This is a genomic window from Paracoccus amoyensis, from assembly GCF_014490725.1.
GTDB lineage: Bacteria > Pseudomonadota > Alphaproteobacteria > Rhodobacterales > Rhodobacteraceae > Paracoccus > Paracoccus amoyensis.
The window spans coordinates 51,483-64,760 of the sequence record NZ_JACOQL010000004.1 but is presented as its reverse complement, the minus strand read 5'-3'; the positions used below and the strand labels follow the sequence as shown (position 1 = coordinate 64,760).

The window sequence follows — 13,278 nt, the reverse complement described above, 5'->3', positions numbered from 1 at the left end:
GGCGGTAGTCCCCGGCGACACCAGCCGCCGGGGTTTCGGGTGATCAATCGCAGGTGCGCGGCTCGATACCGGCCTCTGCGGCATAGGCCTCGGAATCTTCTGCAATCAACGGGTCCAGAACCTCGGCATCCGGCTCGGTGAACTCGGTGATCAGGTTCCATTTCTTCTCGGCTGCATCCCATTGCTGAACACGCGCCATGCCGTTTCCGCCATGGTTGGCGCAATCCAGCGTGAAGGCCGGGCCAAAGTCGGGCAGACCAATCTCGGTGAGACGCGCATCGGTCATGTCCAGATTTTCAAAGCCTTCGCGCAACTGTTCGGGCGTGATGGCCGAAGTGCCTGCCAGCTCTTGCGCCTTGCGGATCGCCTCGGCGATGACGACAGCCGCATACATGCCGCGCGAATACACGGCCGAACCGACATGCTGGCCCCCCTGCGACGCCTTGCCGGGATCGATCACGTGGGTCTTCAGCTCTTCATACAGCGGATAGTCGGTGCCGACGCCGTTGAAGGTCAGCGATTTGTAACCATTCGCACCATTACCCGCAGGCATCACGTCCAGTTCCGAGCCAGCCCACCAGATGCCGATGAAGTTTTCCATCGGGAAACGGATATTCGCGGCTTCCTGAATGGCGACCTGGTTCATCACGCCCCAACCCCACATCAGAACGTAATCCGGCTTGTCACGGCGGATCTGCAACCATTGCGATTTCTGCTCCTGACCCGGTGCCTCGACAGGCACTTCGATCAGGGTAAAGCCATGCTTCTCGCTCAGTTCCTGCAGGGTGCGGATCGGTTCCTTGCCATAGGCAGAGTTGTGGTAAACCAGTGCGATCTTCTTGCCTTCCAGACTGCCGCCGTTTTCATCCAGCAGATATTTCACCGCGATCGAGGCACCGTCCCAATAGTTCGCCGGCGCATTGAACACCCATTCGAACACCTGACCGTTCTTGGCCGATGTCCGGCCATAGCCCGGCGTATACAGAACCTTGCGATCGATCGAGACTTTCGGGATCAGCTGATAGGTGATCCCGGTCGACAGCGGGTTGAAAACCAGCGCGCCTGCCTTGGTCGCCTCATAGCATTCGACGCCCTTTTCGGTGTTATAGGCCGTCTCGCATTCCGGCACCTGAATGATCTCGCCGCCGATGCCACCGTCGCGTTCATTCAGCAGGGTGAAATAGTCGTTGAACCCGTCCGCATATTGCGTGCCGTTCGCGCCATATGGACCGGTGCGATAGGACAGGTTCGGCACGATCAGATCGGCCATTGCAGGTGCGGCGGCCATGATGGCGCCCGCGACCAATCCTGCAAGTTTCAGTTTCATCTCTCTCTCCTCCCAGAGGTTTGTTATGCCGGTTTGCCGGTTCTGCTTGGTTAATGCGGGAACGGCCAAAGCCGCAGTTTTTCCTTCACAAGCCGCCACAGCCGGGCAAGGCCATGTGGTTCGACGATCAGGAAAAAGATGATCAGCGCGCCGACGATCATCAGTTCGATATGCGCGGCAAGATCGGTGGGCCAGCCAAAGCCCCCCACCAGAAGGTTCTTCAGAAACACCGGCAGAATGACCAGAAACGCCGCCCCGGCAAAGCTGCCAAAGATGGACCCAAGCCCGCCGATGATGACCATGAACAGGACAAGGAAGCTTTTGTTGATGCCAAAGGCCTCGGTCACTTCAGCCGCGCCCAGATAGACGGCAAACAGCAACGCCCCGGCAATGCCGACAAAAAACGAACTGACGCCAAAAGCCGACAGCTTTGCGCTCAGGGGGTTCACACCGATGATTTCCGCAGCGATATCCATGTCGCGGATCGCCATCCATTTCCGCCCGATCATCCCCCGCGTCAGATTGCGGGCAACCCATGCGGCAAAGATCACAAAGGCCAAACAGATCAGATATTTCGCCGCCGGGCTTGCCGCGGATCCGGTAACGGCCCAGCCCAGCACGGTCCGCTGCGGCGACGTGATCTGACCCGAGGCCGAATAGTTGTAAAACCACGGCACCTTGTTGAACAGCCAGACCAGAAAGAACTGCGCGGCCAGCGTCGCCACCGCCAGATAGAACCCCTTGATCCGCAAGCTGGGCAGGCCAAAGGCAATTCCCACCAGTGCCGTGATCACACCGGCCAGCAGGATATGGATGATCACGCTCACCTCAGGGAAGCTCGTCATCAGCTTATAGACCGAATACGCCCCCACAGCCATGAAACCACCGGTCCCCAGACTGACCTGTCCGGCATAGCCCACCAGAATATTCAACCCGATCGAGGCGATGGCATAGATCAGAAACGGCAACAGAATGGCGCTGGCCCAATAGTCGTTGATGACAAAGGGCACGACAAAAATCGCCACCGCAAGGATCGCATAATAACCCCAGCGATCCAGCTTGATCGGAAAAGTCTGGCCGTCATCGCGATAGCTTGTCTTGAAATCGCCCGCCTCACGATAAAACATTGCCGCGCTCCCCTTTGATCTTCAATCCCAGGCCCATCTTCTGTGCCCAAATATCCCCGCCGGAGGCATGAAGGTTTTCCACTGTCATACCCTCTCGATGATCCGCTCGCCGAACAGGCCCTGCGGACGGAAGACAAGAAAGATCAGTGCCAGCACATAGGCGAACCAGTTTTCGGTCGCCCCGCCGACCAGCGGGCCGATAAAGAACTCGAACATCTTTTCGCCCACGCCGATGATCAATCCGCCGACAATCGCACCGGGGATCGAGGTGAAGCCCCCCAGCATCAGCACCGGCAGCGCCTTCAACGCGATCAGCGACAAGCTGAACTGCACACCCGATTTGGTGCCCCACATAATGCCCGCGACCAGCGCCACGAAACCGGCGATGGACCAGACCATGATCCAGATGAATTGCAGGCTGATCCCCACCGACAATGCCGCCTGATGATCGTCTGCCACCGCGCGCATCGCACGCCCTTGTTTGGTGTATTGCGAAAACGCCACCAGGGCCGCGACCAGCAGCGCTGCGATGATCGTGGCCCAGATGTCCAGACGGTCGATGAAAAAGCCGTAGCCCAGCCAGTTCGCCGTCACCTGCTCGACCGTATCCGAAATCCCCTGCGGCAACCCGACATCCAGCGTCTTGATATTGGCGCCCCACATCACATCGCCCAAGCCCTCAAGGAAGTAGGCAAGGCCGATGGTTGCCATGAACAGGATGATCGGCTCTTGCCCGACCAGATGTTTCAACACCAGCTTTTCGATCAGGATCGCCAGCAGCACCATGGCAGCGGCGGTCAGCAGGATCGCAAGGATGGGTGTGACGGTCCAACTGAAATGGCTCAGATGGGTGCCAAATGCCGCATTGATCAGATGCGCGAACGGCACCTGCCCGTCCATGATCCCCACCAGCGTCAGCGCCGCGAACAGCGCCATGACGCCCTGCGCATAGTTGAATACGCCCGAGGCCTTGTAGATCAGCACGAAACCCAGTGCGACCAGCGAATACATCACCCCCGTCATCAGACCGTTGATGAAAACTTCGGATGCGAAAAGAAGCTGGTCCATCAGACGCCCCCCTCGTGATTGGCATTAGTCATGGGCCACCCCCAGATATGCGTCGATCACTTCCTGATTGTTGCGCACCTCATCGGGGGTGCCATCGCCGATCTTGCGACCGTAATCCATCACCACAACCCTGTCGGACAGGTCCATGACCACGCCCATATCGTGTTCGATCAGGGCGATCGTGGTGCCGAATTCGTCATTCACGTCCAGAATAAAGCGCGACATGTCCTCTTTTTCTTCGACATTCATGCCCGCCATCGGCTCATCCAGCAGCAGGATCTGCGGCTCGGCGGCCAGCGCACGGGCCAGTTCAACCCGCTTTTTCAGGCCATAGGGCAGCCGCCCGACAGGGGTTTTGCGGATGTTCTGGATTTCCAGAAAGTCGATGATCTTCTCGACCTGCTCGCGGTTGGCGATCTCCTCACGCTCGGCCCTGCCCCACCAGATCGCCTGACTGAAAAAGCCTGACGTCATCTTGTTCAGGCGGCCGGTCATGATGTTGTCCAGCACGGTCATGCCGTCGAACAACGCAATGTTCTGAAAGGTGCGCGCGATGCCCAGACGCGCAACCTCGTAGGGTTTCATTGGCCCGCGCTTTTCGCCCTTGAACCAGACCTCGCCCTCTTGCGGGACGTAAAAGCCTGAAATGACGTTCAGCATGCTGGATTTTCCAGCGCCGTTCGGACCAATGATGGCGCGGATTTCGCCCTGGCGAATGTCGAAGCTGATCTTCTTGATCGCCTCGACCCCACCAAAGCGCAGCGTGATGTCGCGCAGATCCATCACCACGCCGCCAATCTGGCGGCCATCGGCGGTGATGTAACCTTCGTTTGCCTGAACCTGTGTCATTCCGCCGCCACCTTCTGCTGCGAAGCCGCGCCAAAGACCGGCACATCCTCGATCTTCAGGGTCGCCTTGATCTTGCCTTTGCGACCATCCTCGTAAGTGACTTCGGTTTCGGTATAGACGCTGTCCGACCCGTCATAGAGCGCGGCAACCAGATCAGCGAATTTGTCATTGATGACCGCACGACGAACCTTGCGGGTGCGGGTCATTTCGCCGTCATCAGGGTCCAGCTCCTTGTGCAGGACAAGAAAGCGGTGGATCTGGCAGCCCGACAGCATGGGATCTTCGGCGACGGATTTATTGACCGCATCGACATGCTGGCGGATCGTCGCATAAACCTGCGGATGTCCGGCCAGTTCCTGATAGCTGGCATAGGCGATGTTGTTGCGCTCGGCCCAGTTGCCGACAGCGTTGAGGTCGATATTGATCATCGCCGTGCAATAGTCGCGCCCATTGCCCAGCACGACCGCCTCGAGGATGTTGGGATAGAATTTCAGCTTGTTCTCGACATATTTGGGCGCGAACATGCTGCCATCGGCCATCCGGCCGACATCCTTGGCCCGGTCGATGATGCGCAGATGCCCTGTATCCGGTTCAAAGAAACCTGCGTCACCCGTTGCCACCCAGCCCTCTGCATCCTTGGTTGAGGCTGTGCTTTCGGGGTTGTTGAAATATTCGACAAAAGTGCCGGGGCTGCGGTAAAATACTTCGCCATTCTCGGCGATGCGCAGCTCGACCCCCGGTGAGGGCACGCCCACCGTATCGGAACGCACCTGACCGTCAGGTTGCTGGGTGATGAACACCGACGCCTCGGTCTGGCCATAGAGCTGCTTCAGGTTGATGCCCAAGCTGCGATAGAAATCAAAGATTTCCGGACCAATCGCCTCGCCCGCCGTATAGCCAACGCGAATGCGCGAGTAGCCCAACGTGTTTTTCAGCGGCCCATAGATCAGCAGCTTGCCCAGATTATAGGACAGCCGGTCCATCATCCCGACAGGCTTGTTATCCAGCAACGCCGGACCAACCCGGTTTGCCACCGCCATGAAGTGCCGGAACAACCATTGCTTGAACCGGCCCGCATCCTCCATGCGGATCATCACATTGGTCAGCTGGCCTTCAAAAACGCGCGGCGGGGCAAAGAAATAAGTCGGACCGATTTCGCGCAGATCGGTCATCATCGTGGCCGCGCTTTCAGGACAGTTCACGGTAAAGCCCGTCCAGGTCGCCTGACCGACCGAAAAGATGAAATCGCCAACCCATGCCATCGGCAGATAGGCCAGAACCTCATCCCGATCCGTCAGCTTGTCGAACTGTGAGGTATTCCTGGAAGTCTCGATGATATTGCGGTTGGACAGAACCACGCCCTTGGGCTTGCCCGTGGTTCCCGACGTATACAGCATCACGCAGGTGCTGTCGTAATCCAGCGCCTTGATGCGGCTGTCCAACTCGGCCGCAAGCCGGGTTTCGGCGGCCCGTCCTTCGGCCTGCACGTCCGACAGCGCGTTCATGTGAGTATGGTCATATTTCCGCATACCGCGCTTGTCGGTATAGATGATCTGCTGGACCGTTTTGACATCGCCCTGAATTTCCAGAACCTTGTCGACCTGTTCCTGATCGCCGCAGATGACGAAGCGCGCGCCGCAATTGCCCAGCACATAGGCCATCTCTTCCGCGACGGCGTCCTGATACAGCGGCACCGGCACCGCGCCGCACATCTGCGCGGCGATCATCGACCAGTAATGCATGGGCCGGTTCCGCCCGATGATGGCGACGTGATCGCCCGGCGCCAACCCAAGGTTCAGCATCCCAAGGGCCAGGGCGCGAACTTCATCCGCGGCTTGTGCCCAGGTCCAGCTTTGCCAGATTCCGAATTCCTTCTCGCGATAGGCCGGACGATTGCCCAGCCGATCCGCGTTCCGCGCCAGAAGCGCAGGTATGGAATGCAGGCCCGCTTGCGCAGGCACAGCAACGTTCGCCATGTCTCCTCCCAATCCCGGCCAATTGGCGGCAAGGCCGTTCGTGCCAGTCCCGGGCTCTCCTGCCCCGTTCCCTGACCTGTGCAGATTTGCCCGCGACTCTTACCCAAGTTTGTCGCGAATCTTACAAATTGTTACACGCTTCCCGAAACGCATTCCGGCTGCTAATCACCTGTTAGGGGGAGCCATGATTGCTGGTAATTCACGGGCCGAACTGATGCAGTCGGGGTTGAACCTGATTGGTCAGGCGCTGTCGATTTTTGATGCCGATCTGCGTCTTGCGGTCGCGAATCGCCAATATCAGGCGATGTTCGACCTGCCCGACAACCTGATCCGCCCCGGCAGCTTTTTCGAGGACACGATTCGCTTTTTGGTCCTGCGCGGCGAATATGGCCCGCAGGATGACCCCGACGAAGCCGTGCGTCTGCGCGTTGAACAGGCCCGCACCTTTCAGCCCCATTACATGGAACGCGAGCGTCAGGACGGCAGCTGGATCGCGGTCGAGGGTGCGCCCCTGTCGCAGGGGGGCTGGGTCACGGTCTATACCGACATTACCGAGATCAAGCGGCAAGAGGCGCTGTTGCGCGGCCGGTCCGAGGAATTGTCAGGGCAGGTTCTGGACCATGCCGAACAGCTTGCCGCCGCCAATCGCGAACTGGCTGCGACCATCACAGCGCTTCAGGAAACCAAACGGATCGTCACCGAAACCCAAGCCCGCACACGGCAGGTGACCGAAATGGTTCCCGCCCATATTGCCCATGTGGACCGGGATTATCGCTATCTGTTTTCCAACCGCCAGCTTCCGCAGGTCTATCCGGGCACCCGTCCGGATATCGTCGGGTTGACGGTTGAACAGGCCCTTGGCACCGTCAACTTTGCCGCCATTCGCGGACGCTTTGATCTGGCCCTTGCCGGCCGCCATCAGGTGTTTGAAATCACCCATCACGAAACCGGCCGCCGTATCCGCATCGCGCTGACGCCGGATCGGGCCGGGAACGGCGTCTATGTCCTGTCCACCGATGTCACCGCCGAGGTCGAGGTGCGCGAGGCGCTGACCCATGCGTCCCGCCGTGAACTTGCGGCCAAGATCACATCCGGTCTGGCCCATGATTTCGGCAACCTGCTGACCGTCATTCTGGGCCTGCAGGACCGCCTGTCCCGCGCGGATCTGCCCCCGGATGCGCTAGGCGATGTTCAGGCCACCCTCGCCGCCACCCGCCGCGGCGTCCAGCTGCTGGAACGTATAGGCCAGATCGCCGCGCCGCGCGGCACGACCAAAGAGCCGGTCTCGGTTCAGCCGCTGTTGCAGGATCTGTGCAACATGGCGCGACCCACGCTGGGCGACAAGCTGCGGCTGGAATTGCAGACCGACCTGCCGGATGATCCCCTGATGCTGGACCCTGGCCAATTGCAGGATGCGTTGCTGAACCTGATCCTGAACGCCCGCGACGCCATGGGAACGGCGGGCGGCACCGTCACCCTGACCGCCCGCGCCGCCGCCCCTTGGCTGGAAATCGACGTGACCGATAACGGTCCCGGTTTCACCCCCGAAGCCCTGTCCCGCGCGACCGAGCCGTTCTTTTCGACCAAGCAGGGTCAGGGTTCTGGCCTTGGTCTGGCGATGGTCTTTGATCAGGCCAAACTGGCGGGCGGCACCTTGCGGATCACCAATCGCCCCGATGGCCAAGGCGCGCGGGTTCGCCTGCGCCTGCCATTGCATCCCGTTCATCCGCAAATGGTGCTGCTGGTCGAAGATGACGACGACCTGCGTGAAATGCTGCGCCAGATGCTGACCGCCATGGGCCATTCCGTGATCGAGGCCGGTTCTTTTTCCGAAGCGACGCTGCTGGCCGATCTGCCCGACCTGTCGCTGATCCTGTCCGACATGCAACTGGGCGATGGCCTTGGCTCTGATCTGGCAACCCCATCCGGGCCGCCCCTTCTTTTGATGACTGCGTTGCCCATCGGCGATCCTTTGCGTGCTGCAGCGCCCTGCCCCGTGCTTGGCAAACCTTTCGACGCCGCCTCATTGGCGGAAATGATGAACCGAGTGATCCATGACTGACGCGCCACTGATTGCCATCCTCGAGGATGAGCCCGACATCCGCCGCATCATGATCGACGTGCTGGAAGGCGCGGGCTTTCGCACCATGGGTTTTTCCCGCGCCACCGAATTCGAGGCCGCCCTGCGCCACATCACCCCCGACGCCTGCCTTGTCGATCTGGGCCTGCCTGACCGCGACGGGCTGGCGCTGGTTCACCGGCTGGCAACCGAATCCGGCGCGGCCATCATCATCGTGTCAGGGCGTGCGCAGGTGCAGGATCGTGTGACCGGGCTGGAGCTGGGCGCCGATGATTACATCATCAAACCGTTCGAGCCTGCGGAGCTGCTGGCCCGTTTGCGTGCCCGTCTGCGTCGCCCGGCATCGCCGACGCGTCCCGGCCAGCGCAGTCAGGCCCGCTTTGCAGGGTGGAGCGCGGATTTCGACCGCTACCTGCTGACCAGTCCGACCGGCACCGATACCCCTATCAGCCATGCCGAAGCCGAAGTCCTGCGGATGTTTCTGGACAATCCGCGCCGGCTGATCTCTCGTGGGCAGATGCTGGAAACGCTGGGCGGTGCAGGCGGCGAAAGCTTTGACCGTGCGATGGATGTCCGCATTTCGCGGCTGCGCAGCAAGCTGGGCGAGGATCCGAAAAACCCGCAACTGATCAAGACGATCTATGGTGCGGGGTATATTTTTCTTGCCGAGGTAGGGTGGACCTGACCCGCCGAAGCGTCCGACCGATCACGAGCCGCGGTCGATTTCATCCTTGGCCCACAGATAGCCGACGAATGCCCCTTTTACGAAGCGCAACAATACAAGGGTGATGATCGTTATCAGGATCGACAGGACGATGAGAAATGTCACCGGCTCGGGCTTGAACAAGACCCATCCGAAGCCGATCAACGGAATCAAGAGCAGCATCACGATCGTCATCGTGAAAAAGGCCGGGCCATCAGCGGCGGGATAGTTGCCCAGCGGCGCGCCGCAATTGTCACAGCGATCCACGATCTTCAGATAGCCATCGAAAAGACGGCCTTCGCCACAATTCGGGCAGCGATTAAATGTTCCGCGACGAATGGATGTCTTGCTATCGCGTATGTCTGACATGGTGTGGCCTTTGATACTCTATAATTTCCTGCGTTCTTCACGCATCCAAACAATCCCGTTCAACAGTAATCACAAATCGGATTCCTGCGCCGCACCGAAATCAACCGACGCGCAATAAATTGGGTCAATGTGACGAAATCGGGGCATCCCATTTGCTTGGCGATACACTTTTTTGGGTGCGCTATAAACGGCCTTTGCAAGAATACTGAACCGCCTGCCAGAGGCAATCAGACGACGCATGGGGGAAGGCTGCCGGTATCCGGTGCCATTGAAAATCCGCGATACGGGCGCCCGGTGTCGCAAATGCGCTGGCCATTTCATGCTTCGCTCAGCCTTTACGCCGCATCTCCTCGCGGAAAGCGCTGAAACGTCGCACGGCCAGCCGCCTGCTGGGGCAATACAGGTAATGGCACCGAGTTCCTTAGACGCCTTCCCGTCTCATCATCTGCTGTCGTTCAAACTCGGCAGGCGACAGCATCCCGTTCCTCGCATACTTTCGCTTCGGATTTTAGAACATCTCGATGTAATCGAACACGTCCTGCCTTGCCTCTTCGCGGGTCCGATAGGTTCTGCGCCTGATCCGTTCGCGCTTGAGCAGGTTGAAAAAGCTCTCGGCGACTGCACTGTCATGACAGTTGCCACGTCGGCTCATCGAATGCTCAAGATTGTGGGCGCGCAGAAATACCGCCCAGTCCATGCTGGTGAACTGGCCGCCCCGATCTGAGTGGACCAACACCTTGTTCTTCGGCTTGCGCCGCCAGACGGCCATCAGCAAAGCCTGCAGAACGACATCCGTTGTCTGACGGCTTTGCATGGACCAGCCGATCACGCGCCGGGAGTAAGCGTCGATGACCACCGCAAGGTGAACGAACCCCTCTTGCGTCCGGATGTAGCTGATATCGGTCACCCCGACCTTGTCCGGAGCCTCGACATCGAACTTCCGGTCGCGGGAGTTGCCGACCACAACCGATGGCTTGCCGTGATGCCTGCCGGGGCGGCGCCTGTCGCCGATCTGCGCTCTGATCCCCGCAAGCTGAGCCAATCTGGCGATCCGGTTCGGACAGATGCTGTCGCCCTGTGCAACCAAATCGTCATGCAGCTTGCGGTATCGGTAGAACCGTGTCGACGGAGCGATCTCGGCCTCACCCTTGCCCTGCCCGGATATCGCACTGGGGGCCATGTCGAGCGGAAAACCTACGCTGCGGCCACTCTCGTGGCGCGGATGGCGGACGCGGCCCTGTATCAGGCTGCTGTCTGGGACGACATTGCCAGTTTCGACCGCAAGCCTTGGCGCGGCACGGTGGATATCGTCTCTGCAGGCTATCCGTGCCAACCGTTCAGCGTGGCGGGCAAACGCCGGGGTCCGACGACCCGCGCCACCTCTGGCCCCATGTCGCCCGGATCATCAGCGAGATCGAACCGCCCTTCGTCTTCCTCGAAAATGTCGCCCGTCATCTCCGCCTCGGGTTCCCCGAAATCGCCAGCGGACTGGTCAGGTTGGTTGCGATGACATCATGCCAGTTTTCGGGATCCATCTCGTCGACTGCGATCATGTCGCCGACTGATCCGGCATTGTTAAACGCACCGTCGAGGCCACCAAAACTTTCCACGGCAAGCTCAACCAGATCTTGCGCATAGGCCGGGTCCCTGACGTCACCGGCAAGAAAGGCAGCCCGCCCACCTCCCTGATTGATTGCGTCGGTGATTTCGGCCAGTTTCTCTGACCGGCGGGCACCCAGCACAAGTTGTGCGCCCTCGTGCGAAAACAGGGATGCTGCGGCCGCGCCAATGCCACTGCTGGCCCCGGTGATGATGATGCTTTTTCCTTCGAGTTCCATGCTTTCGTTTCCATGTTTAGTCCTTGAACTGCATGGATAGCCCCTCGGTTTTATCCTCGGGCAGGATAAACGGGCGCTTCATTCCTTCGTGGCGATCATTTTGGGGGATATCGCCATGGGATAAGGGCGTCTGTTCCCGCGCATGACAACGCGACTCACCCCCTAGATGAGCACGCCACCGACGCGATTCCGCTGGCGATACTGGGCCGGCGTAACGCCCACGCGACGCTTGAACAATCTGCGGAAAAAGGTCGGATCCTCGTAACCGACCGTAATCGAGATATCTTCGATGGCCGTGTCTTCCGTTTCCAGCATCTGCTTTGCTTCCTCGACCCTCAGCGCCTGCACATATTCCAGCGGTGTGTAGCCCGTGACCGCCGAGAAGCGACGCTTGAAGCTGCGTGCAGGCAGCCCCGACCGCTCGATCATCGCGGATACCGGATTCGGTGTCGCATAATTGTCGACAAGCCAGCCCTGGATCTTCGATATGACGGCGTCGCTGTGCTGACGCGGTCGCGCCATCGAGGCGAAGGGCAATTGCCCGTAACCGCGATCCCCCAGCAGAAACAGCCGTGCCACGCGGGCGGCCTCTTCCGCGCCACAGAAGCGGGCGATCAGATAAAGGGCCAGATCCTGCCATGCCGATGCGCCGCCGGTGGTGATCAACTGACCGCCCCGCCCGCTGTCGCAAAGAATCCGTTCGGGGCGAAACCGCACGTCGGGATAGCGATCCCGGAACAGATCGGCCATGCTCCAATGCGATGCTGCCTCGGCGCCATCCAGAAGCCCCGCCTCGGCAAGCAGCACCGACCCGCTGCAGGTCGAACAGATCAGCGCCCCTGAGTTGAGATGACGCTGCACCCAGGCGATCTCCTCCGGCCAGCGCCCTTCGGGCGTCTCGTCGCGGTTCAAGTGAATGTCGCAGACGATCACCACGTCGGCGCATTCTTCCTCCAATCCCCTCTCGGGGGTCACGTTCAGGCCGGTGCTGGCACGGAAAGGCCCTTGCTGGCTCGCCAACAGGACCGGATGGATCGGACGGGAAAGCGCGGAATCGTTTCTTTGCGTGTCGCCCAACACCTCATGCAACCCGAACGCCGCCATGGTTCCGCTTTCCGGCAAACTGAGTATGGAAACCCGCAGGGGGATGATCGGCGTAGGGCGTCTCAGCATCCGCCGACCTTGGCACGAATGCCCTGAAACGGTCCAGCCTTCCTCTGCCAGAGCGCAGTTAGCCGACATGGTTTGCAAGGCCGAACACCGCTGGCCTGTCACAAATTTCGCTGTTGCACCGTCACTATCACAAAAGGCTGCATCACAGAAGGCTGCGCCAAAGGATTCCGATCTGGCACAAATGCCCCGAATTGGTCCTGTCTCACTCTACGAACAGGTCACGAGTCGGCACATCCTTCGATGGAACACAACGCGAAAGGAGAGCGACATGAATGTCATCAAGGGAACGGTCGACCTGACCAGAGACTTTGGCCGGCCGGTCGAGGCGGTGTTTGCCGCGTGGTCAGACAAGGATGCCCAGTTGATCTGGGGTGATCCCGGCGAGGGCTGGTCGATAAGCTTCGAACGCTTCGACTTCGCCGCCGGCCGGACCGACCTCTGCCGCTTTGGGCCAGAGGGTGGCCAGCAGTATCTGAACGAAAATCGCTATCTGGTCATCGAACCCGGCAAGCAGATCGTCTATTCGACCTCGCTGGCCAGCGACGACTGCGTCAGTTTTGCGGGAACCGTGGCCGTCAGCTTCGAGACGCGGTCGAATGGCTGCCGCCTGCGGCTGATCGAACAGGGCCTGTATCTTGACGGCAATGACGACACCGAAGGCCACCGCACCGGCTGGGAAAGCATGCTGGAAGCCTTGGGACGGTATCTGCACCGCTGATCGACTTCTGCGGTCGTCCTGAACAACCGCGCCCGGAATGCTGCGCTATG

General features: G+C 59.9%; 12 protein-coding genes and 2 pseudogenes. 4 read left to right on the top strand and 10 right to left on the bottom strand.

Going from position 1 to position 13,278, the window contains the following annotated elements; all coding sequences use genetic code 11:
* Nucleotides 1-43: 43 nt before the first annotated feature.
* The 5 genes from H4P12_RS12880 to H4P12_RS12860 all read right to left on the bottom strand — a co-directional run bounded on the left by H4P12_RS12880 (nucleotide 44) and on the right by H4P12_RS12860 (nucleotide 6,347).
* Entirely contained in the window at nucleotides 44-1,327 is a 1,284-nt protein-coding gene (locus H4P12_RS12880; RefSeq protein WP_187794073.1) for an ABC transporter substrate-binding protein, read from the bottom strand.
* A gap of 50 nt (nucleotides 1,328-1,377) precedes the next feature.
* On the bottom strand, nucleotides 1,378-2,454 hold the full coding sequence (locus H4P12_RS12875; RefSeq protein WP_187794072.1) for a branched-chain amino acid ABC transporter permease: 1,077 nt from the start codon (nucleotides 2,452-2,454) through the stop codon (nucleotides 1,378-1,380).
* Nucleotides 2,455-2,538: 84 nt separating this feature from the next.
* Nucleotides 2,539-3,525, bottom strand: a complete 987-nt coding sequence (locus H4P12_RS12870; RefSeq protein ID WP_187794529.1) for a branched-chain amino acid ABC transporter permease — start codon at nucleotides 3,523-3,525, stop codon at nucleotides 2,539-2,541.
* A 21-nt stretch (nucleotides 3,526-3,546) separates the two neighbouring features.
* On the bottom strand, nucleotides 3,547-4,371 hold the full coding sequence (locus H4P12_RS12865; RefSeq protein WP_187794071.1) for an ABC transporter ATP-binding protein: 825 nt from the start codon (nucleotides 4,369-4,371) through the stop codon (nucleotides 3,547-3,549).
* Nucleotides 4,368-6,347 carry an AMP-binding protein gene (locus H4P12_RS12860; protein ID WP_187794070.1) on the bottom strand — a complete coding sequence of 660 codons (1,980 nt, stop codon included), beginning with the start codon at nucleotides 6,345-6,347 and terminating at the stop codon, nucleotides 4,368-4,370. The genes H4P12_RS12865 and H4P12_RS12860 overlap by 4 nt, the downstream gene beginning before the upstream one ends.
* Before the next feature lie 184 nt (nucleotides 6,348-6,531).
* On the opposite strand from H4P12_RS12860, the gene H4P12_RS12855 reads away from it, so the two are divergent.
* Together H4P12_RS12855 and H4P12_RS12850 are read left to right on the top strand one after the other, a co-directional pair.
* A complete protein-coding gene (locus H4P12_RS12855) occupies nucleotides 6,532-8,409 on the top strand; it encodes a hybrid sensor histidine kinase/response regulator (protein ID WP_187794069.1) in 1,878 nt (625 codons plus the stop codon).
* On the top strand, nucleotides 8,402-9,112 hold the full coding sequence (locus H4P12_RS12850) for a response regulator transcription factor (RefSeq protein WP_187794068.1): 711 nt from the start codon (nucleotides 8,402-8,404) through the stop codon (nucleotides 9,110-9,112). Before H4P12_RS12855 ends, H4P12_RS12850 begins: the two co-directional genes overlap by 8 nt.
* A gap of 21 nt (nucleotides 9,113-9,133) precedes the next feature.
* Here H4P12_RS12850 and H4P12_RS12845 read toward each other — a convergent pair whose 3' ends face one another.
* Both H4P12_RS12845 and H4P12_RS12840 read right to left on the bottom strand, forming a co-directional pair.
* A complete protein-coding gene (locus tag H4P12_RS12845) occupies nucleotides 9,134-9,499 on the bottom strand; it encodes a DUF983 domain-containing protein (protein ID WP_187794067.1) in 366 nt (121 codons plus the stop codon).
* A 421-nt stretch (nucleotides 9,500-9,920) separates the two neighbouring features.
* Nucleotides 9,921-10,613: pseudogene (locus tag H4P12_RS12840) on the bottom strand (IS3 family transposase); the annotation flags it as partial.
* On the opposite strand from H4P12_RS12840, the pseudogene H4P12_RS19200 reads away from it, so the two are divergent.
* Nucleotides 10,593-10,802 (top strand): annotated as a pseudogene (locus tag H4P12_RS19200) (hypothetical protein); the annotation flags it as partial. The pseudogenes H4P12_RS12840 and H4P12_RS19200 sit on opposite strands and share 21 nt — an antisense overlap.
* Before the next feature lie 17 nt (nucleotides 10,803-10,819).
* Here the strand turns inward: H4P12_RS19200 and H4P12_RS19060 are convergent.
* From H4P12_RS19060 to H4P12_RS12825, 3 genes are all read right to left on the bottom strand, one after another.
* Nucleotides 10,820-10,954, bottom strand: coding sequence for a hypothetical protein (locus tag H4P12_RS19060; protein WP_281390478.1), 135 nt, complete (start codon nucleotides 10,952-10,954; stop codon nucleotides 10,820-10,822).
* Entirely contained in the window at nucleotides 10,951-11,337 is a 387-nt protein-coding gene (locus tag H4P12_RS12830) for an SDR family NAD(P)-dependent oxidoreductase (RefSeq protein WP_187794066.1), read from the bottom strand. The genes H4P12_RS19060 and H4P12_RS12830 overlap by 4 nt, the downstream gene beginning before the upstream one ends.
* Before the next feature lie 162 nt (nucleotides 11,338-11,499).
* A complete protein-coding gene (locus tag H4P12_RS12825) occupies nucleotides 11,500-12,510 on the bottom strand; it encodes a GlxA family transcriptional regulator (protein WP_223115809.1) in 1,011 nt (336 codons plus the stop codon).
* Between the two features lie 268 nt (nucleotides 12,511-12,778).
* On the opposite strand from H4P12_RS12825, the gene H4P12_RS12820 reads away from it, so the two are divergent.
* A complete protein-coding gene (locus tag H4P12_RS12820; RefSeq protein WP_187794065.1) occupies nucleotides 12,779-13,228 on the top strand; it encodes an SRPBCC domain-containing protein in 450 nt (149 codons plus the stop codon).
* Nucleotides 13,229-13,278 lie beyond the last annotated feature (50 nt).

Excerpts from the sequence above, each read along its gene's own strand:
- H4P12_RS19060 (WP_281390478.1), bottom strand. The coding sequence starts at position 10,954 with ATGACGGGCGACATTTTCGAGGAAGACGAAGGGCGGTTCGATCTCGCT.
- H4P12_RS12880 (WP_187794073.1), bottom strand. The coding sequence starts at position 1,327 with ATGAAACTGAAACTTGCAGGATTGGTCGCGGGCGCCATCATGGCCGCC.
- H4P12_RS12850 (WP_187794068.1), top strand. The coding sequence starts at position 8,402 with ATGACTGACGCGCCACTGATTGCCATCCTCGAGGATGAGCCCGACATC.
- H4P12_RS12855 (WP_187794069.1), top strand. The coding sequence starts at position 6,532 with ATGATTGCTGGTAATTCACGGGCCGAACTGATGCAGTCGGGGTTGAAC.
- H4P12_RS12865 (WP_187794071.1), bottom strand. The coding sequence starts at position 4,371 with ATGACACAGGTTCAGGCAAACGAAGGTTACATCACCGCCGATGGCCGC.
- H4P12_RS12845 (WP_187794067.1), bottom strand. The coding sequence starts at position 9,499 with ATGTCAGACATACGCGATAGCAAGACATCCATTCGTCGCGGAACATTT.
- H4P12_RS12820 (WP_187794065.1), top strand. The coding sequence starts at position 12,779 with ATGAATGTCATCAAGGGAACGGTCGACCTGACCAGAGACTTTGGCCGG.
- H4P12_RS12830 (WP_187794066.1), bottom strand. The coding sequence starts at position 11,337 with ATGGAACTCGAAGGAAAAAGCATCATCATCACCGGGGCCAGCAGTGGC.
- H4P12_RS12860 (WP_187794070.1), bottom strand. The coding sequence starts at position 6,347 with ATGGCGAACGTTGCTGTGCCTGCGCAAGCGGGCCTGCATTCCATACCT.
- H4P12_RS12825 (WP_223115809.1), bottom strand. The coding sequence starts at position 12,510 with ATGCTGAGACGCCCTACGCCGATCATCCCCCTGCGGGTTTCCATACTC.
- H4P12_RS12875 (WP_187794072.1), bottom strand. The coding sequence starts at position 2,454 with ATGTTTTATCGTGAGGCGGGCGATTTCAAGACAAGCTATCGCGATGAC.